The sequence below is a fragment of the Streptomyces sp. NPDC051582 genome, from assembly GCF_040681715.1.
In the GTDB taxonomy this organism is placed as follows: Bacteria; Actinomycetota; Actinomycetes; order Streptomycetales; family Streptomycetaceae; genus Streptomyces.
In genome coordinates, this window is record NZ_JBFAZJ010000018.1 from 131,896 (window position 1) to 151,012 (window position 19,117).

The following is a 19,117-nucleotide window of genomic DNA, read 5'->3' on the forward strand; positions in this document are numbered from 1 at the left end:
CTACCGTGCCCCCATGACCTACACCGATGGTTTCGGGTACGCGGGCATGGCCAAGGAAAGCGCCGAGAAGGGCGCCGACGGCACGCGGCCCGGCTTCGCGCGGCTGCTGGGCGACTGCGCCAGGATGGCCCCGCACTGGGCGGTCGTGGCCGACCCCCGGCCGGACCGGGTGGCGCCCTCGCAGATCCACGGGATCAGCGTCCCGCCGGCCTCGGCCCGCCTGATCGCCTCGACGGCCGCGTACGGGGACTAGCCGAATACGGGGACCGGGGGAACCGGTTCGCCGCCTCATCCGTCACAGCCCCGTCAGCCACTGCGGCGAGGGCGAAGGAGCAAGCGGTGACCAGCGAACAACCCGACACATCACGCGGCACACGGCGGCGGCCGGCCTGGGCCATCGGCTCGATCGCGGCCGCCGTCCTGATCGCGGGCGGCGGTACGGCGTACTGGGCGGCTGCGGCCTCCGGCGACGGCGAGCCAGGCCGTACGGGTGACAGCGCGGCCTCGGCGCCCCGCGTGGCGCCGAGCCCCTCCGGGCCGGGCATCGCCCCCGGCGAGCCGGACCCGCACGGCGGCGGGGTGACGTACCGGGCCGACGTGAAGCTGCCCGACGCACCCGCGGCGACCGCGCCGTCCTTCGCCGCGACCGGCGAGGTGAGCGCGGAGGAGGCGGCCCGCCTCGCGACGGCCCTCGGCCTCCCGGGGACTCCCCGGCTGACCGGGGAGACCTGGCAGGCCGGGGAGGGCGGCGACGGTTCCGGACCCCGGCTCACGGTGAACCACAAGGCCCCCGGGACGTGGAACTTCTCCCGCTTCCAGGGGACGGGCGGCCAGGGCACCGGCGGCGCCGGCGACGACTGCAAGCGCGGCAAGGACACCTGCGGCCCGGCCACCCTCCCCCAGGCGGAGGGCAACGGCGCCGCGGACGCCAAGGGCGGCACTCCGGTGAGCGAGGAGGCCGCCAAGGCCGCCGCCGCCCCGGTGCTCGCGGCGCTCGGCCAGGGCGGGGCCAAGCTGGACGCCCGGCTCGCCCAGGGCTCCGTACGCGTGGTGACGGCGGACCCGGTGATCGACGGGCTGCCCACCCAGGGCTGGACCACGAAGATCAGCGTGGGCGGGGACTCCCGGGTCGTGGCGGGCAGCGGCGAGCTGAAGGCGCCCGTGCGCGCGGCGGAGCAGCCGGTGGTCGGGGCCGTGGAGGCGCTGGCCCGGCTGAACCGGGCCTCGGCCGGATCCGGCGGTACGGACCCCGGGCCCAGCGGCTGCGCGAGCGCGGTCCCGCTGTCCCCGGACAACCCGGTCGGTCCCGGGGACACGCCGCCCTGCAACCCGGAGCCGCGGCCGATGAAGCCGCCGCGGACCGAGACCGTGAAGGGCGCGGTGCTCGGGCTGGCCCCGGGGACCGTGGAAGGGGCGCGCGGGCTGGTCCCGGCCTGGCTCTTCGAGGTGGCGGGGAGCGGCGGCGGGCCCGGCCGCACCGTGGTCCAGCCGGCCGGCGAGGACGCCGCGGGGACGCCGTCGGCCCCCAAGGGCGGGCGGACCGTGCCGGGCTTCTCGTACCAGCAGGCCGACCGGAAGCTGACCGTGAACTTCTGGGGCGGAGCGTGCAGCACGTACGCGCTGGAGGCCCGGGAGGAGGCGGGATCGGTGACGGTGCGGATCACGGACACCCCGAACGAGCCGGGGCGGTCCTGCATCATGATCGCCCAGGACATGACGGTGTCGGCGACGCTCCAGCAGCCGCTGGGCGAGCGCAAGGTGATCGACGCGACGTCGGGCAAGCCGCTCCCCCGGCAGTGACCCGGCCCGCACGGCGGGAGGCCCCCGGCGCCGATGGCGCCGGGGGCCTCCCGTGTGTCCGTACTCGCTTCCGGCTTAGCTGAAGGAGTCGCCGCAGGCGCAGGAGCCGGTGGCGTTGGGGTTGTCGATCGTGAAGCCCTGCTTCTCGATGGTGTCGACGAAGTCGATCGAGGCACCGTGCAGGTACGGGGAGCTCATCCGGTCCGTGACGACCTTCACGCCGTCGAAGTCCTTGACGACATCGCCGTCGAGGGAGCGCTCGTCGAAGAAGAGCTGGTAGCGCAGGCCGGAGCAGCCGCCGGGCTGGACGGCGACGCGGAGCGCCAGGTCATCGCGGCCTTCCTGCTCCAGCAGGGTCCTGACCTTCTCGGCGGCGGCGTCGGACAGGAGGATGCCGTCGCTCACAGTGGTCTTGTCGTCCTGTACGGACATCTGCATTCACTCCCGAAGTGGGCGGCTCCCCACCCAAGGCAGGGAAACGTCGGACTCTTGCCGTCGATGGCAACGAGCGGGGCCGCGGATTCATTCCGGACCCGACGCATGTTTCAGATTTCCATGCTCGCACACCGTCGCGCGGAGGTGGACCTGACGGACCCGGTGCTTCGTCACGGGCGAATTCGTCACATCGACACTATCGGCATCGTCAAAGTGACGTGAAGGAGCTATGATAGATAACGTCAAATAGACGAGAAGTCGAATTCTGCTTCAGAAGCCCCGCTTCGGAAGTCCCTTGTCGCGGAACAGAAAGGGTGCGTGTCGTGACCACCGCCCAGCCTTTGGACGTCCAGCCGACGCCCCTCGCCCTGCTGCTGCTCGGCCGCGAGGCCGACCCCAAGAGCGAGCGCGGGGTGGAGTGCCCCGGCGACCTGCCGTCGCCGTCGGACCCGGACCTGGTCGCGCGCGCCCGCGCGGCCAAGGAGAAGCTCGGGGACAAGGTCTTCATCCTCGGCCACCACTACCAGCGTGACGAGGTGATCGAGTTCGCCGACGTCACCGGCGACTCCTTCAAGCTGGCCAAGGACGCGGCCGCCAAGCCGGAGGCCGAGTACATCGTCTTCTGCGGCGTCCACTTCATGGCGGAGTCCGCGGACATCCTGACCTCGGACGACCAGAAGGTCGTCCTGCCGGACCTGGCCGCCGGCTGCTCGATGGCCGACATGGCCACCGCCGAGCAGGTCGCCGAGTGCTGGGACGTGCTGACCGAGGCCGGCATAGCCGGTGCGACGGTCCCCGTCTCGTACATGAACTCCTCCGCCGACATCAAGGCGTTCACCGGCAAGCACGGCGGCACGATCTGCACCTCGTCCAACGCGAAGAAGGCCCTGGAGTGGGCCTTCGAGCAGGGCGAGAAGGTGCTCTTCCTGCCGGACCAGCACCTGGGCCGCAACACCGCCGTCCGCGACATGGGCATGTCCCTGGACGACTGCGTGCTCTACAACCCGCACAAGCCGAACGGCGGCCTGACCGCCCAGCAGCTGCGCGACGCCAAGATGATCCTGTGGCGCGGGCACTGCTCGGTGCACGGCCGGTTCTCGGTCGACTCGGTCAACGACGTGCGCGCCCGCATCCCCGGCGTGAACGTCCTCGTCCACCCCGAGTGCAAGCACGAGGTCGTGGCGGCCGCGGACTACGTCGGCTCGACGGAGTACATCATCAAGGCGCTGGAGGCGGCCCCGGCCGGCTCCAAGTGGGCCATCGGCACCGAGCTGAACCTCGTCCGCCGTCTGGCGAACCGCTTCGCCGCGCAGGACAAGGAGGTCGTCTTCCTCGACAAGACGGTCTGCTTCTGCTCGACGATGAACCGCATCGACCTCCCCCACCTGGTGTGGACCCTGGAGTCCCTGGCAGAGGGCAACCTCGTCAACCAGATCCAGGTCGACAAGGAGACGGAGAGCTTCGCGAAGCTGGCCCTGGAGCGCATGCTCGCCCTCCCGTAGCCTTCCCCCGCCGTACGCCGAAGGGCCGCCCCCTCGTTCGGGGGAGCGGCCCTTCGGCGTCTGCCGGACCGTACGTCAGACCCGGACCGGGGACTCCTCGTCGGAGGACTCGTCCGGGGTCGGGACCACCGTGAGGCGGGCCGTGCGCCTGGCCTCGCGCTTCGCGCGGCGGCGCTCCTTGCGGAGCTCGATCATCGTGTAGAGCGTCGGCACCAGGAGCAGGGTCAGCAGGGTCGAGCTGACCAGGCCCCCGATCACCACCACCGCGAGCGGCTGCGAGATGAACCCGCCCCCGCCGGTGACGCCGAGCGCCATCGGGAGCAGCGCGAAGATCGTCGCGAGGGCCGTCATGAGGATCGGGCGCAGCCGGTGCCGGCCGCCCTCGATGACGGCTTCGACCACGCCGAGGCCCTGGGCCCGGTACTGGTTGACCAGGTCGATCAGCACGATCGCGTTGGTCACGACGATGCCGATGAGCATCAGCATGCCGATCATCGCCGGGACGCCCAGCGGGGTACCGGTCACCAGGAGCAGGCCGAGTGCGCCCGTCGCCGCGAACGGGATCGAGACCAGCAGGACCAGCGGCTGGATCAGCGACCGGAACGTGGCCACCAGCAGCATGAACACGATCGCGACGGCCGCGAGCATGGCCAGGCCCAGGGAGGCGAACGCGTCGTCCTGGTCCGAGGAGACGCCGCCGATGGTGGCCGTGGCCCCCTCGGGCAGGTCCAGTGCCTTGATCTTCGTCTGGAGCTCGGCGCCGATCGCGCCGGTGTTGTCGCCGACCGGCTTCGCGGTGACGGTCGCGGCGCGGGCGCCGTCGATCCGGGTCATCGAGACCGGGCCGGGGACCTCCTTGACCTCGGCCACGTCGCCGAGCTTGACCGGGCCGACCGGGAGCGCCTGGAGCTCGGCCAGGGTGGTGGCCGGGTGCGCGGACTTGATGACGATGTCCCGCTCGGTGCCGTCCAGTACGGCCTTGCCCGCCGGGGTGCCCCGTACCGCCTGGGCGACGATCGCGCCGAGGGCGGCCTGGTTCAGGCCCGCTTCGGCGGCCTTCGGGGTCGCGGTCACCGAGATCCGGGGGACGGACTGGGAGAGGTCGCTCTGCACGTCGGTGACGTCGTCGAGCGTGGCCACCTCGGCCCGGACCTGCTCGGCGGCCTTGGCGAGGACGTCCGCCTGGCCGGCCTTGACGACGACGCTCAGGTTCTGGCTGCCGAAGCCGCCGCCCGCCGAGATCGCGGTGTCGCCGATGCCGTCGAGCTTGCCGAGGGCGTCCTCGATGCGCTGCTTGACGCCCTCGGAGTCTCCGGAGTCCTCCAGGGTGACCTGGTACGAGGCCTGGTTGGAGCCCGTACCGCCGCCGAAGGCGGCCAGGAAGCCGGAGGAGCCTACGGTGACCTGGTAGTCCTTGACGCCCTTGACCTCGGTCAGGGCCTTCTCGACCTTGCGGCTCGCCTCGTCGGAGGCGGCCAGCGAGGTGCCCGGGGGCAGCTGCTGCTTGACCGTCAGGACGCTCTGCTCCCCCTGGTCGAAGAAGTTGGTCTTGAGCAGCGGGGCCATCCCGAAGGTGGCGATGAGGACGACGACCGCGACGACGAGGGTGGCGATCCGGCGCCGCGTGACCAGGCCCAGGGCCCGTACGTAGAAGCCCTGGAGGCGGCTCTTGGCCTCCTTCTCCTCGGCCTCGCGCCGCGCCTTCGCCGCGCTCTCGGGGTCCCCCGCCGCCACGCCCTCGGGCGCGCGCAGGAACCAGTACGAGAGCACCGGTACGACCGTCAGGGAGACGATCAGCGAGGCCAGCAGGGCCGCGGTGACGGTGAGGGAGAACGGGCCGAAGAACTCGCCGACCATGCCGCCGACGAAGGCGATCGGCAGGAAGACGGCGACGGTGGTGAGCGTGGAGGAGGTGACCGCGCCGGCGACCTCCTTGACCGCGGCGATGATGGCGGCCTCGCGCTCCTCGCCGTAGCCGAGGTGGCGCTTGATGTTCTCCAGGACCACGATCGAGTCGTCGACGACGCGGCCGATGGCGATGGTGAGGGCGCCCAGGGTCAGCATGTTGAGCGAGAGGTCGCGGGTCCACAGCACGATCAGCGCGAGGACCACGGACAGCGGGATGGAGACCGCGGTGACCAGCGTCGAGCGCAGCGAGGCCAGGAAGACCAGGATCACGAGCACCGCGAAGAGCAGGCCGAGCAGGCCCTCGGTGGTGAGGCTGGAGATGGACTTGGCGACGGGCGGGCCCTGATCGCTGACGACGGTCAGCTCGGCGCCGGCGCCGAGCGCGGAGCGCAGCTCGGGCAGCTTGTCCCGGACGGCGTCGGAGATCGCGACGGCGCTGCCGTCCTTGTCCATGGTGAGGACGAGGGCGAGGCTGGGCTTGCCGTTGGTCCGGGTCAGGGAGACGGCCTTGGCGGGCTCCTGCGTGACGGTGGCGACGTCGGCCAGGCGCACGGCCGGCTTGCCGGAGCCGCCGCCGAGGCGCAGTTCCTGGAGCTGGGCGAGGGAGGTGTAGCCGCCGCCGACGCGGACGGTCCGGTTCTTGCCGGCCTCGTCGAAGGAGCCGGCGGGGACGGTCGCGCCGCCCGCCTGGAGGGCCTGCGCGAGCGCGGCGCCGTCGAGGCCCGCCGCCGCCAGCTTGGCGTTGTCGGGGGTGACGGCCACCTGGAGGTCCTGGACCCCGTCGACGCTGACCTGGCCGACGCCCTCGATGTCCTCCAGGACGGGGACGACGGAGCGGCTGAGCTGGTCGGCGAGGGCCTGCTGGTCCTTGTCCGAGGTGACGGCGAGGACGACGGTCGGGATGTCGTCGGTGGAGCCGGCCACGACCTGCGGGTCCACCTCGGCGGGCAGCCGCACGCGGGCCCGGTTCACGGCCTGCTGGACGTCGGCGACGAGCTGCTTGGTGCCGCTGTCGCCGTAGTCGAACGAGGCCATGATGAGGGCGTTGCCCTCGCTGGCGGTGGAGGTGATGCCGGTGATGCCGTCGACGCCCTTGAGGGTGGCCTCGATCGGTTCGATGACCTGCTTCTCCACCACGTCGGGCGAGGCGCCCTGGTAAGGGGCGAGCACGGACACCATCGGCAGTTCGATGGACGGCAGCAGCTGCTGCTTGAGCTGCGGGATGGCTATGGCGCCGAAGAGCAGTGCGGTGATCGACACGAGGCCGATCAGCGCTCTCTGGGCCAGGCTGAAGCGGGACAGCCAGGACATGGGTGGGATCTCTCTGCAGTGGCGTGCGCGGGGCTGGGCCTGAAGGCCGCGGGCCTTCAGCCTTTCGTACGCGGGGGCGGCGCTGCGTCGCTCCCAGGTGCCGCGTCTTTATGTGCCGCATACCGCGTCCGCAGTACGCGGCCGTACTCCACCGCCCGGCCCGCCGGCCGTGCTCCCTCAGTCGACCCGGGGTCGGACCAGGCCCGATTCGTAGGCGATGACCACCAGTTGGGCCCGGTCGCGGGCACCCAGCTTGGCCATGGCCCGGTTCACGTGGGTCTTGACGGTGAGCGGGCTGACTTCGAGCCGGCCGGCGATCCCGTCGTTGGACAGGCCCGCGGCGACGTGGACGAGGACCTCGCGCTCGCGGACGGTCAGCGCGGCGAGCCGTTCGGCGTGCGCGGCGGGGGCTCCGGGGTCGGCTCCGCCGCCCTGGGCGAGGAAGGTGGCGATGAGCCCTTTGGTGGCGGCCGGGGACAGGAGCGCCTCGCCGGCGGCGGCGACGCGGATGGCGTTGAGGAGCTCGTCCGGCTCGGCGCCCTTGCCGAGGAAGCCGGAGGCGCCGGCCCGCAGGGACTGCACGACGTACTCGTCGACCTCGAAGGTCGTCAGCATGACGACGCGGACGGCGGCGAGCTCGGGGTCGGCGCTGATCATGCGGGTGGCGGCGAGCCCGTCGGTGCCGGGCATCCGGATGTCCATGAGGACCACGTCGGGCCGCGTCTCGCGGGCGAGCGCGCAGGCCTGGGCGCCGTCGGAGGCCTCTGCGACCACCTCCATGTCGGGCTCGGAGTCGACCAGCACCTTGAACGCACTGCGCAGCAGTGCCTGGTCGTCGGCGAGCAGCACCCTGATGGTCGTCGGCGTCTCTTCCACGCCCCGCACCCTACGCGGATGCGCCCCCGGGCGGTCAGCCCAGGGCCAGGACCACGAGGGCCGTGGTCGCCGCGACTTCGGCGAGGGCGCCGAACACGTCGCCGGTGACCCCGTCGAAGCGGCGTACGCACCGGCGGAGCAGGGACTCCGCCGCCCCCAGGGCGATCAGGACCGCGCCCGCGCACTGGACGGCGGCGCCCGGCCCCACCGGGAGGGCGGCGGCCCCGGCCGAGGCGGCCACCAGTACGGCGATCCAGGCGGCCGAGCCCGTGGGGAGCACCCCGGCGACCGCCGCGCCCAGCCCCTCGGGGCGGGCCGGCGGTACGCCGTCGCGGGCGGCCAGCGTCATGGCCAGCCGGGCGGTGACGGCGGCGATGACCGTCGCGAGGGCTCCGTGGACCCAGCTCTCCGCGTAGAGGTCCGCCAGCGCCCCGGCCTGGACCAGCAGCACCAACAGCAGCGCCACCACGCCGAAGGGGCCGATGTCGGACTGCTTCATGATCCGCAGCGCCGCCTCGGCGGGCTTGGCGCTGCCCAGCCCGTCGGCGGTGTCGGCGAGCCCGTCGAGGTGCAGCCCGCGCGTCAGGGCGGCCGGTACGGCGACGGTGACGGCCGCCGCGAGCAGCGGACCGCCCCCCAGCACCAGCAGCAGCACCCCGGGCACGGCCGCGAGTACGCCCACGACGAGCCCGGCGAGCGGGGCGCAGGCCATGCCGGTACGGGCCGCGGGCCGGTCCCAGCGGGTGATGCGGGCGGGCAGCACGGTGAGCGTGCCGAACGCGAAGCGCACTCCGTCGCGCAGCGAGGCGCCCTCGTCGGGCGGCGTCAGCGGCGGCTCGGGCGGCTCGCAGGGCTGGTCATCGAACGAATCTTTCATCGGCGCGAACGCTACCTGCTCGCCGCGGGCGGTAAATTGCCGCATACGGGAAAAATCGGGAGCTGCCACGACAGGGGAGCCGGCGGTATGGGTCACTGGTGGTACCGGAACATCGTCGAGCCGGGCAAACTGCCGCTGCTCCTCGCCCTGCTGTCCTTCGTCCTGTCGTTCCTGATCACCCGCGTGATCACCCGGCTGATCCGGGCGGGACGGGGCCCGTTCAAGAACATCACCCCGGGCGGCGTGCACGTCCACCACGTGGTGCCCGGCGTCATCCTCGTGATCATCGGCGGGTTCGGGGCGGTCGGCAGCGGCCGGCACGGGTTCGGCGCCATGCTCTCCGCCGTGGTCTTCGGACTGGGCGCGGGCCTGGTGCTGGACGAGTTCGCGCTGATCCTGCACCTCGACGACGTCTACTGGAGCGAGCAGGGCCGCAAGAGCGTGGAGATCGTGGTGCTGACGGCCGCGCTGGTGGCGCTGGTGCTGGGCGGGTTCCTGCCCTTCGGCGTCAACGACCTGACCTCCGAGGAGCGCCAGAGCCGCGGCCTCATCATCATGAACACCGCCACCAACTTCTTCCTGGCCCTGATCGCCCTGTGGAAGGGCAAGGCCCGCACCGCGTTCTTCGGCACGGTCATCCCGTTCGTGGCGCTGATCGGGGCGGTCCGGCTGGCCCGGCCCGGCTCCCCGTACGCGAAGAGGTTCTACGCCAAGCGTCCGCGGGCCCGCGCCAGGGCCAGACTGCGCGCCTTCCGCCACGACCGGCGCTGGGCGGCCCCGCGCCGCAAGTTCGAGAACTTCATCGGCGGCACCCCGGACCCGGAGCGGGCACCGGTCTCGAAGTCGACGAAGCACTGACGGGACGCCGGGGGGGACACGACGGCGCCCGGCCCGCCCCCGCGAAGGGGACGGGCCGGGCGCCGTCACGCGCGTGTACTGCCGCCGGCGCTCAGCCCGGGATCAGCCCGTCGTCGCTCAGCATCTCCCTGACCTCGACGAGCGAGGCGTCCGGCGCGGGGAGGATCAGCTCGGACGGCTCCAGGGCGTCGTCCGGCAGCGGCGAGCCCAGCCGCCGTACGGCGTCGAGCAGCGCGCCCAGCGTCCGCCGGAAGCCCTCCTCGTCGCCGCCCTCCATCTCCGCGAGCAGGTCGTCGTCCAGCTTGTTGAGCTCGGCGAAGTGGCTGTCGGCCACCTCCACCTGACCTTCCCCCATGATGCGGACAATCATGACGGGCCCCGTCCTACTGCTTGTCGAAGCGGTGCTGGGTCTGGGGGGACTGCTGGGCGTTGCCCTGGGCGCCGCCCTCGATGGCCTGCTGCTGCGCCGACGGGCCGCCGGCCAGCTCCGCCTTCATCCGCTGGAGCTCCAGCTCCACGTCCGTACCGCCCGAGAGGCGGTCCAGCTCGGCCTGGATGTCGTCCTTGGAGCCGAGGCCGCTCTGGTCGTCGAGGGCGCCGGAGGCCAGCAGCTCGTCGATCGCTCCGGCGCGCGCCTGGAGCTGGGCCGTCTTGTCCTCGGCCCGCTGGATGGCCAGGCCGACGTCGCTCATCTCCTCCGAGATGCCGGAGAAGGACTCCGCGATCCGGGTCTGGGCCTGCGCCGCCGTGTACGTGGCCTTGATGGTCTCCTTCTTCGTACGGAAGGCGTCCACCTTGGCCTGCAGGCGCTGCGCGGCGAGCGTCAGCTTCTCCTCCTCGCCCTGGAGGGTCTGGTGCTGCACCTCCAGGTCGCTGACCTGCTGCTGGAGCGAGGCGCGCCGCGACAGCGCCTCGCGGGCCAGGTCCTCGCGGCCCAGCGCGAGCGCCTTGCGGCCCTGGTCCTCCAGCTTGGCGGACTGGCCCTGGAGCTGGTTGAGCTGCAGCTCCAGGCGCTTGCGGGAGGTCGCCACGTCGGCGACGCCGCGGCGCACCTTCTGCAGCAGCTCCAGCTGCTTCTGGTACGAGTAGTCGAGGGTCTCGCGCGGGTCCTCGGCCCGGTCCAGGGCCTTGTTCGCCTTCGCGCGGAAGATCATCCCCATACGCTTCATGACACCGCTCATGGGCTTCGCGCGCCCCCTTCTAGACGGACTGTGCTCCAGGTCACCGACAGAACCCACAGTACGGGCCCTGTCTCCATTACCGCACTGTTCCTGTGCGGATGCGCTCCTCCTCCAGGACGACTCCACCCCTGCCCTTGTCAGGCGTAGGGAGTAGGTGCTCCCCCGAGCGCGCCCGCCGCAAGAACCCTGCACAGGGAAGACGCCCGCCGTTGCCGGATCGTTCCCCGGCAGAGTGGGGTACCCGCCTGCGACCACGTAGGCTTGGGTTTTGTGTTTGGTAGCCGTTCCTCCAAGGAAGAGAAGACCGCCGCCACCGACAAGGTGAGCGCCGATCTCTCGCAGCCCCGTGATCCGCAGGCCCCGAAGGGCCGCCCGACGCCGAAGCGTGCTGTGGCCCAGTCGCAGCGCAAGTCCGTCGTGGCATCGACCGGCAATCGCAAGGAGGATGCAAAGCGCGCCCGCGAGCGCCGTCGCGAAGAGATGGCCAAGCAGCGCGAGGCCCTCGCCAACGGCGACCAGCGTTACCTGCCGGCCCGCGACAAGGGCCCCGTGCGGGGGTTCGTCCGCGACTACGTGGACTCCCGCTTCTCCGTCGCCGAGATGTTCCTGCCGCTGGCAGTGATCATCCTGGTGCTGAGCATGGTGCGGGTGCCGTCCATCCAGAACATCGCCCTGCTGCTGTGGCTCGCCGTGATCGCCCTGATCCTCGTCGACTCCGTGGCGCTCGGCTTCCGGCTGAACAAGGCCCTCACCCAGCGCTTCCCCGACGAGCCGCGCCGCGGCGCCGTCGCTTACGGCCTGATGCGCACCCTCCAGATGCGCCGGCTCCGCCTTCCGAAGCCGCAGGTCAAGCGCGGGGAACGGCCCTGACCGGAGGGAAGCCCGGAGCGTCGGGGGACGGCTTCGCGGGGGGCGCCAGGCTGTGGCTTGAGGGACTGGGCGGACTGCGCAACGCCGTCCGCCAGGAACTCGTGGGCCGACAGGTCGACGAACAGATCGCGCACCGCTTCCCGGTCGGGCAGCGGCTGCGCGTCCTCGACGTCGGCATGGGCCAGGGCACCCAGGCGCTGCGTCTCGCGCGCGCCGGGCACAAGGTCACCGGACTCGAACAGGATCCCGCGATGCTGGCCGTCGCCCGGGAGGCGCTCGCCGCCGAGCCCGCCGGGATCCGCGACCGGGTCAAGCTCCTGGAGGGCGACGGCCGCGAGACCGGCGCGCACTTCCTGCCGGGCAGTTTCGACGTGGTGCTCTGCCACGGCGTGCTGATGTACGTGCCCGAGCCGGACGCGATGCTCGCCGGGCTGGCCCGGATGCTGGCGCCCGGCGGGCTGCTGTCCCTGCTGGTGCGCAACGGCGACGCCCTCGCCATGCGGCCGGGGCTGGGCGCCGACTGGTCGGCCGCGCTGGCCGCCTTCGACACCACCGACTACACGAACCGCCTCGGCCTGGACGTACGGGCCGACCGGCTGGCCGGGCTCACGGCCACGCTGTCCGGGATCGGCGCCCCGCTGTCGGCCTGGTACGGCGTACGCGTCTTCACCGACGGCACCGAGGCCGGCGACACGCTGCCCCCGGACGAGGAACTGGAGCGGCTGCTGGCCGCCGAGGACCGCGCCGGGCGGACCGACCCGTACCGCGGGGTCGCCGCGCTGCTGCACTTGTGCGGCGTACGGGGCTGACCCGCCGCGACATGCGCAGGAGCCCGGACCCCGCAGGGGGTCCGGGCTCCTCGCGTCAGCGGCCGCCGCTCAGGCGTCCAGCGCCGAGCGCAGGCTCATCGTGTACAGCTCGGTGCCGTTGTCGTCGGACAGCTTCACCGTCTCGGTGCCGCCTTCCAGCAGCTCCTTCCACACCTCGCCGATCCAGGACTCCGCGTCGCCCTGCGTGGTGAACTCCTCCGGCTCGACCGCCGGGCTCGTCTCGGTGCCGTCGCCCGTCTCGAACCGCCACGTCCACGCCATGTCCGCCTCCGTTGCTCGTCCGCTGCCCGCACGTTCCCGCACGCTGCTCCCCTTGAGTCTGCCCGCAGAGTAGCCGGGCGCGCAGCAGTCTCGGGGACGCGGGAGGATCTTCCTGTGGAACTCACTCTGCTCGGCACCGGCACACCCGAAGGACTGCCCCGCCCCGGCTGTCCCTGCGCGGCCTGCGCGGTCTCCGTAGGCCCCCGGTCGCGCGCCGCGACCTCGCTGCTCGTCGACGGTGCGCTGCTGCTCGACCTGACCCCCGGGGCGGTGCCGGCCGGCGCCCGCGCGGGGCATTCGCTGGCCGGCGTACGGCAGGTCCTGCTCACCCATCCGCACGACGGGCCTCCGGTCGAGCTGCCCCCGGGGCTGCCGGCCGCCGGGCGGGTGCCGGACGGGCGGGAGCTCGCGGTGATCAGCGGGCACCGGGTGCGGGCGGTGCCGATGGACGCGCCGGGCACCGGGTACGAGGTGACCGGCCCGGACGGCAGCCGCCTGCTGTACCTGCCGCCCGGCGGCGCGCCGGCGGGTACCGCCGGGACCGCCGGGCAGCGGCCGTACGACATGGTCCTCGTGGACGTGCTGGGCCGGCCGGAGGCGCTGGCCCGGCTGCGGGCGAGCGGCGCCGCCGGGCCGACCACGGACGTGATCGCCGTGCACCTGGACCACGACGTGCCGCCGGGCCGGGAGCTGGAGCGCCGGTGCGCGGCGGCGGGGGCGCGGGCGGTGCCGGACGGCACGACGGTGACGGTCGGCGAGTACCACGCGCTGCCGACCCTGCCGCGCCGGACGCTGGTGCTCGGCGGGGCACGCTCGGGGAAGTCCGTCGAGGCGGAGCGGCGGCTGGCCGGCTTCCCCGAGGTGGAGTACGTGGCCACCGGCGGCACCCGCGACGGCGACGCGGAGTGGGCGGCGCGGGTCGGCCTGCACCGGGAGCGGCGGCCGGCGAGCTGGCGGACGGTGGAGACGTGTGAGCTGGCCCCGCTGCTGGTGGAGGGCGGGCCGCCGCTGCTGATCGACTGTCTGGCGCTGTGGCTGACGGACGCGATGGACCGGGCGGGGGCCTGGGACGACGCGGTCTGGGCGGCGCAGGGGCAGAAGGAGCTGCGGGAGCGGGTGGCGGAGCTGGTGGCGGCGGTGCGCGCGACCCGCCGGACCGTGGTGGCTGTCAGCAACGAGGTGGGCTCCGGCGTCGTTCCCGCGACGGCTTCCGGGCGGCGTTTCCGCGATGAACTGGGGCGCCTGAACAGCCTGGTGGCGGGCGAGTGCGAGCACGTCCTGCTGGTGGTGGCCGGGCAGGCGGTGGCCTTGAAGGACTGACCGCGCGCCCCGTCCGGCGAGGTCGCGGGACGGGGCTTGGGGAGGGCCTTACCCGCTGTACGCTCTGGCAGATGACCACGCTGAATCTCGACGACTTCTCCGATCTGATCGAGCGCCCCGACGGGGGCGTCCGGCGTGACGCCGAGGAACGCCGTGAGCGGCTGGCCGTGCCCGCCGGGGCGCTGGGGCGGCTCGACGAGCTCGCCGAATGGCTCGCCGCCGCGCAGGGGCGGGTGCCCGTCCGCCCGATCGAGCGGCCCCGCGTCGTGCTGTTCGCCGCCGACCACGGGATCGCCGCCGCGGGGGTGTCCGCACGGGCCGCCGGCGGCGCGCACGAGCTGGTGCGCTCGGTGCTCGACGGGAGCAGCCCGGTGTCGATCCTGGCCGGCCGCCTGGGCGCCGGCGTACGGATCGTGGACGCCGGCCTGGACTGCGAGCCCGCTCTGCTGCCCGAGGACGTGGTCCGCCACCGGGTGCGCCGCGGCAGCGGGCGCATCGACGTCGAGGACGCGCTCACCCTCGAAGAGGCCGACGCGGCTCTGCGGCTCGGGATGCGGATCGCCGACGAGGAGGCCGACTCCGGCACCGACCTCGTGATCCTGGGGGACTTGAGCGTCGGTGGAACCACGGTCGCGGCGACGCTCGTCGCGGCCCTGTGCGGAACCGACGCCTCCGTGGTCACCGGACGCGGCGGGCGGCCCGTCGACGACCTGACCTGGATGCGCAAGTGCGCGGCGATCCGCGACGCGCTGCGCCGGGCCCGCCCGGTCCTCGGCGACCAGGTCGCCCTGCTCGCGGCGGTCGGCGGCGCGGACGTGGCCGCGATCACCGGCTTCCTGCTCCAGTGCGCGGTGCGCCGTACGCCGGTCATCCTCGACGGGGTCGTTTCCGCAGCGTGCGGGCTCGTGGCCCAGCGCGCGGCGTTCCGGGCGCCCGACTGGTGGCTGGCCGGGCAGGCCAGCGGCGAGCCGGGCCAGGCGAAGGCCCTGGACCGGATGGCACTCAACCCCGTACTCGACCACGGCGTCACAGTGGGAGAGGGAACCGGGGCACTGCTGGCCCTGCCCCTGGTCCAGGCGGCCGCCGCACTCGCGGCGGAACTCCCGGAGCGGGCGGCGCAGGAGCCGGAAGAGTCGCAGGAGCCGCAGGAGCCGCAGGACTGAGCGGCCGGTCGGCGGCGCCCCATATGATCGCGTTTCATGGGAGAGGCCCGCTTGACCAGCGCAGACATCGACCGGACCGCACAGGCTGCCAAGGCAGCGCAGGGATCCGGCAAGGACACGAACAACAGGAAAGAAGAGAAGAAGGACGAAGGGGGCGGCCGGGAGACCGGCCGGGGATCCGCCCGCTCACGGCGCAGTGCCGCGTTCGCGGTCTGGTACCTGCGCGCCGTCACCTTCGTCAACTTCCTGAGCGCGGTGTGGCTATCGCTCGGCCAGGACCTGCGCCGGCACAACACCGCCGATTTCTACACCCCGTACCTGCTCACGGCGGGCTTCGCCTCCGGCATGTTCTCGCTGCTGCTCGCGGTCACCATGGGCCGCCGCAAGCGGGCCGCCTGGATCCTGAACCTGGTGCTCGGCGGCATGCTGCTGCTGGCCTTCGCCACGGCGGCCTTCGCGCCGTGCACCAGCGGTGACTTCAACCTCTGCTACCCGGAGTTCCGCGACCACACCCAGAACTGGGTCTCCCTCGCCCTGACCGCCGCGTTCGTCGGCGCCCTGCTGCTCGGCCGCCGCGAGTTCTACGCCAAGGGCGACCGCTCCAACCCCAAGCTGGCCACCGCGGTGGGCGCCGTCGGCCTGCTGTGCACCTCGCTGCTGGCCGCGCTGATCGTCGGCGCCGCCAACACCGACCCGGACGCCGCCGAGGCCACGTTCCTGGCCCGCTGGCGGTACGGCGTGATGCGGCTGATCACCCTGGAGCCCAACGCCCGCGACTACGCCGCGATCACCACGCCCGGCTGGGTGGACATCGTGATCAACGTCATGTCGACGCTGCTCCTGATCGCCGTCCTGCTCGCCGCCTTCCGCTCGCGCCGCGCCGTCGACCCCCTCACCCCCGACGACGAGGAGCGGCTGCGCGCGCTGCTCGCCAAGCAGGGCGACCGCGACTCGCTCGGTTACTTCTCGCTGCGCCGCGAGAAGTCCGTCATCTGGTCGCCCACCGGCAAGGCGGCCGTCACGTACCGCGTCGTCGGCGGGGTCTCGCTGGCCTCCGGCGATCCGATCGGCGACCCCGAGGCCTGGCCGGGCGCCATCGAGCCCTGGCTGGCCGAGGCCCGTGAGCACGGCTGGGTGCCGGCCGTCATGGGCGCGAGCGAGGAGGCCGGGCAGATCTACGCGCGCCACGGCCTGGACGCGCTGGAGCTGGGCGACGAGGCCATCGTCGAGACCGACGAGTTCACGCTGGAGGGCCGCGCCATGCGGACCGTCCGGCAGGCCTACAACCGCGTCAAGCGCGCCGGGTACACCGTCCGCATCCGCCGCCATGCCGAGATCCCCTTCCACGAGATGGACGTGCTCCTCGCCCTCGCCGACGACTGGCGCGACGGCGCGACCGAGCGCGGCTTCTCCATGGCGCTGGGCCGACTGGGCGATCCCGGCGACGGCCAGTGCGTGATGCTGGAGTGCACCGACGGCAACGGCGATCTGCGCGCCGTGCTCTCCTTCGTGCCGTGGGGCGCCAAGGGCCTGTCGCTGGACCTGATGCGCCGTGACCGCGATTCCGAGAACGGCCTGATGGAGTTCATGGTCATCGAACTCCTCGAACGCTCCAAGGAGATCGGCGTCACACAGGTCTCGCTCAACTTCGCGATGTTCCGTTCCGTCTTCGAGCGGGGGTCCAAGCTCGGCGCGGGTCCGGTGCTGCGCATGTGGCGCTCGCTGCTGAGCTTCTTCTCCCGCTGGTGGCAGATCGAGTCCCTCTACCGGGCCAACGCCAAATACCGGCCGATCTGGGAACCGCGGTTCATGCTCTTCGAGAAGAGCTCCGACCTGCTGCGGATCGGTATCGCGGCGGGCCGGGCCGAGGGCTTCCTGGAGGCTCCCGGGCTGCCGAAGTGGCTGAACCGCAAACATCTGGAGACCAATCGTTGACGGCTTGGACGACCACCCCCCTGCGGCGGTTCGCCCGCCGCGAGTGGGGGCCCCTGTTCTGGACCGTCCGGGACGCCCTGGTCCGCGACAAGTGGCGGGCGGCCCCGATGACCTTGGGGGCCGTCTGCCTGACCTCGGTCTTCCAGATCGTCCAGAACACGTCCTGGGGGTTCCAGCCCGTCCAGAACCTCGGGTCGGTCAAGGCCGTCGACCCGCTGTGGCTGGCCCTGCTGCGCACCCCGCTGTCCCTGTTCGTCCCCGCCCTCGACCTGCCCGTGTGGGGGGCGCTCGCCCAGATCCTGCTGGTCTTCGGGATCTCGGAGATCTGCATCGGCTGGTGGCGCACGCTGGTCATCGGCTACGTCGCCACCCTCGCCGGGACCACCTACGCGCGGATCGGCCTCTCGCTCGGCCCGGACCACCCCTTCGGACTGCCGGTGTCGGACCGCATCGTCAACGACACCGGGCCGTCGGCGGCGGTGGTCGGCCTCGCGATCTACGTGTGCTGGCGCTACCGGGCGTACCTGACCGGCGCGGTCGTGATCGCGGTGATGATCGGCGAGGTGCTGGTCAAGGACAACCTGGCCGGCAAGGAGCACCTCGCCGCCATCGCCGCCGTCATGGCGGTGTGCGTGGTCCGCGCCAAATGGGGCCCGGAGCGCTCCCGCGTCCCCCTCGGCCGGCGACCGCCCCCGGCGGCCCCGCTGCCCCCGCAGCGTCCCGGCACCTGACGGGCCCGCCCGCCCCGCGGCGGGCAGGCCGTACCGTATCGGGGTGACGACAGACCTCGGGCCGTTCGCCCCCACCCGGCACTGGATGCGGTCCCATCCGCTGGCCACCGATGCCTTCGTCGCGCTCGGGGCGCTCGTCTCCATGGTCCTCGGCTCCTTCGCCGGTCCGCACGGCCCGCACGGGCCCACCTTCGTGACCCGCGCCCCCGAGCCGCTCTCCCTGCTGCTGATGGTGCTGGGCGCGGCCGCGCTGGTGTTCCGGCGCCGGCACACGCGCGCCGTGCTCGCCGTGACCGGCGCGCTCTGCCTGCTGGAGCTGGCCACCGGTGAACCCCGGGCGCCGGTCGCCATGTCCACGGTGATCGCCCTGTACACGCTGGCCTCCCGTACCGACCGGCCCACCACCTGGCGGATCGGCGTGCTCACGATGACGGGGCTGACGGGCGTGGCCATGCTGGCCGGCCCCCCGCCCTGGTACGCGCAGGAGAACATCGCCATCTTCGCCTGGACCGGGATGGCCGCGGCCGCCGGCGACGCCGTGCGCAGCCGGCGGGCCTTCATCGGCGCGATTCGGGAACGGGCGGAGCGGGCCGAGCGGACCCGCGAGGAGGAGGCCCGGCGGCGGGTCGCCGAGGAACGGCTGCGGATCGCCCGTGACCTGCACGACGTGGTGGCCCACCACATCGCCCTGGTCAACGTGCAGGCGGGGGTGGCCGCGCACGTCATGGACAAGCGTCCCGACCAGGCCAAGGAGGCCCTGGCGCACGTACGGGACGCGAGTCGCTCGGCGCTGAACGAGCTGCGGGCCACGGTCGGGCTGCTGCGGCAGTCCGGTGATCCGGAGGCGCCGACCGAGCCGGCGCCGGGGCTGGGCGTCCTGGACGCGCTGGTGGACACCTTCCGGCACGCCGGGCTGCCCGTGAAGGTGATGGTCGAGCTGGGCGGGGACCGGGACGCGCTGCCGGCCGCCGTGGACCTGGCGGCGTACCGGGTGATCCAGGAGGCGCTGACCAACGTGCGCAAGCATGCCGGGCCCGAGGTGCGGGCCGAGGTCAGCGTGGTCCGGGTCGGCGCCTCGGTGGAGGTGACCGTGCTGGACGACGGCGGGGCCCCGGCGGCCGGGGAGGGCGGGGGCGCGGGCGGCGGCCACGGACTGCTCGGGATGCGCGAGCGCGCCACGGCCCTGGGCGGCTCCTGCTTCGCCGGACCGCGGTTCGGCGGCGGCTACCGGGTGCACGCCATCCTGCCCGTCACCTGAC

Annotated in this window: 18 protein-coding genes; 11 read left to right on the top strand and 7 right to left on the bottom strand. The window is 73.0% G+C overall.

From position 1 onward, the window contains the following. Positions 1 to 46: 46 nt before the first annotated feature. The gene (locus AB0M92_RS23545) at positions 47 to 253 is read left to right on the top strand and encodes a hypothetical protein (RefSeq protein WP_366104271.1); all 207 of its coding nucleotides are present in this window, start codon (positions 47 to 49) and stop codon (positions 251 to 253) included. A gap of 86 nt (positions 254 to 339) precedes the next feature. Next, positions 340 to 1,800: a hypothetical protein gene (locus tag AB0M92_RS23550; RefSeq protein ID WP_366104239.1), complete on the top strand. Its 1,461-nt coding sequence runs from the start codon at positions 340 to 342 to the stop codon at positions 1,798 to 1,800. Between the two features lie 75 nt (positions 1,801 to 1,875). Here AB0M92_RS23550 and erpA read toward each other — a convergent pair whose 3' ends face one another. Continuing rightward, positions 1,876 to 2,232, bottom strand: a complete 357-nt coding sequence (erpA, locus tag AB0M92_RS23555; protein ID WP_030010511.1) for an iron-sulfur cluster insertion protein ErpA — start codon at positions 2,230 to 2,232, stop codon at positions 1,876 to 1,878. 317 nt (positions 2,233 to 2,549) lie between these two features. Here erpA and nadA point away from each other — a divergent pair, with 317 nt between their 5' ends. After that, positions 2,550 to 3,737, top strand: a complete 1,188-nt coding sequence (gene nadA / locus AB0M92_RS23560; protein ID WP_366104240.1) for a quinolinate synthase NadA — start codon at positions 2,550 to 2,552, stop codon at positions 3,735 to 3,737. Positions 3,738 to 3,812: 75 nt separating this feature from the next. Here nadA and AB0M92_RS23565 read toward each other — a convergent pair whose 3' ends face one another. From AB0M92_RS23565 to AB0M92_RS23575, 3 genes are all read right to left on the bottom strand, one after another. After that, positions 3,813 to 6,956, bottom strand: coding sequence for an efflux RND transporter permease subunit (locus AB0M92_RS23565; protein WP_366104241.1), 3,144 nt, complete (start codon positions 6,954 to 6,956; stop codon positions 3,813 to 3,815). 177 nt (positions 6,957 to 7,133) lie between these two features. Next, positions 7,134 to 7,832 carry a response regulator transcription factor gene (locus AB0M92_RS23570; RefSeq protein WP_366104242.1) on the bottom strand — a complete coding sequence of 233 codons (699 nt, stop codon included), beginning with the start codon at positions 7,830 to 7,832 and terminating at the stop codon, positions 7,134 to 7,136. Between the two features lie 34 nt (positions 7,833 to 7,866). Then, positions 7,867 to 8,709, bottom strand: coding sequence for an adenosylcobinamide-GDP ribazoletransferase (locus AB0M92_RS23575; RefSeq protein WP_366104243.1), 843 nt, complete (start codon positions 8,707 to 8,709; stop codon positions 7,867 to 7,869). A gap of 87 nt (positions 8,710 to 8,796) precedes the next feature. Between AB0M92_RS23575 and AB0M92_RS23580 the strand changes: the two genes are divergently transcribed. Continuing rightward, on the top strand, positions 8,797 to 9,567 hold the full coding sequence (locus tag AB0M92_RS23580; protein WP_366104244.1) for a hypothetical protein: 771 nt from the start codon (positions 8,797 to 8,799) through the stop codon (positions 9,565 to 9,567). A 91-nt stretch (positions 9,568 to 9,658) separates the two neighbouring features. On the opposite strand, the gene AB0M92_RS23585 is transcribed toward AB0M92_RS23580, so the two are convergent. Together AB0M92_RS23585 and AB0M92_RS23590 are read right to left on the bottom strand one after the other, a co-directional pair. Beyond that, a complete protein-coding gene (locus AB0M92_RS23585; protein ID WP_366104245.1) occupies positions 9,659 to 9,937 on the bottom strand; it encodes a hypothetical protein in 279 nt (92 codons plus the stop codon). Between the two features lie 13 nt (positions 9,938 to 9,950). Then, positions 9,951 to 10,748 (bottom strand): PspA/IM30 family protein, encoded by a 798-nt coding sequence (locus tag AB0M92_RS23590; RefSeq protein ID WP_099893019.1) that lies wholly within the window; start codon positions 10,746 to 10,748, stop codon positions 9,951 to 9,953. Positions 10,749 to 11,009: 261 nt separating this feature from the next. Here AB0M92_RS23590 and AB0M92_RS23595 point away from each other — a divergent pair, with 261 nt between their 5' ends. Together AB0M92_RS23595 and AB0M92_RS23600 are read left to right on the top strand one after the other, a co-directional pair. After that, positions 11,010 to 11,618, top strand: a complete 609-nt coding sequence (locus AB0M92_RS23595) for a DUF3043 domain-containing protein (protein WP_366104246.1) — start codon at positions 11,010 to 11,012, stop codon at positions 11,616 to 11,618. 101 nt (positions 11,619 to 11,719) lie between these two features. Beyond that, positions 11,720 to 12,427 (top strand): class I SAM-dependent methyltransferase, encoded by a 708-nt coding sequence (locus AB0M92_RS23600; protein WP_366104247.1) that lies wholly within the window; start codon positions 11,720 to 11,722, stop codon positions 12,425 to 12,427. Between the two features lie 69 nt (positions 12,428 to 12,496). Here AB0M92_RS23600 and AB0M92_RS23605 read toward each other — a convergent pair whose 3' ends face one another. Further along, complete coding sequence (locus AB0M92_RS23605) at positions 12,497 to 12,709, bottom strand: hypothetical protein (RefSeq protein WP_366104248.1); 213 nt, start codon at positions 12,707 to 12,709, stop codon at positions 12,497 to 12,499. A gap of 114 nt (positions 12,710 to 12,823) precedes the next feature. On the opposite strand from AB0M92_RS23605, the gene AB0M92_RS23610 reads away from it, so the two are divergent. The 5 genes from AB0M92_RS23610 (at position 12,824) to AB0M92_RS23630 (ending at position 19,116) form a co-directional block, all read left to right on the top strand. After that, positions 12,824 to 14,029 (top strand): bifunctional adenosylcobinamide kinase/adenosylcobinamide-phosphate guanylyltransferase, encoded by a 1,206-nt coding sequence (locus AB0M92_RS23610; RefSeq protein WP_366104249.1) that lies wholly within the window; start codon positions 12,824 to 12,826, stop codon positions 14,027 to 14,029. 71 nt (positions 14,030 to 14,100) lie between these two features. Further along, entirely contained in the window at positions 14,101 to 15,192 is a 1,092-nt protein-coding gene (cobT, locus tag AB0M92_RS23615) for a nicotinate-nucleotide--dimethylbenzimidazole phosphoribosyltransferase (RefSeq protein WP_366104250.1), read from the top strand. A gap of 36 nt (positions 15,193 to 15,228) precedes the next feature. Further along, on the top strand, positions 15,229 to 17,127 hold the full coding sequence (locus tag AB0M92_RS23620) for a phosphatidylglycerol lysyltransferase domain-containing protein (RefSeq protein ID WP_366104251.1): 1,899 nt from the start codon (positions 15,229 to 15,231) through the stop codon (positions 17,125 to 17,127). After that, entirely contained in the window at positions 17,124 to 17,858 is a 735-nt protein-coding gene (locus AB0M92_RS23625) for a hypothetical protein (protein WP_366104252.1), read from the top strand. The genes AB0M92_RS23620 and AB0M92_RS23625 overlap by 4 nt, the downstream gene beginning before the upstream one ends. A gap of 85 nt (positions 17,859 to 17,943) precedes the next feature. Continuing rightward, positions 17,944 to 19,116: a histidine kinase gene (locus tag AB0M92_RS23630; protein WP_366104272.1), complete on the top strand. Its 1,173-nt coding sequence runs from the start codon at positions 17,944 to 17,946 to the stop codon at positions 19,114 to 19,116. Position 19,117: the final 1 nt, after the last annotated feature.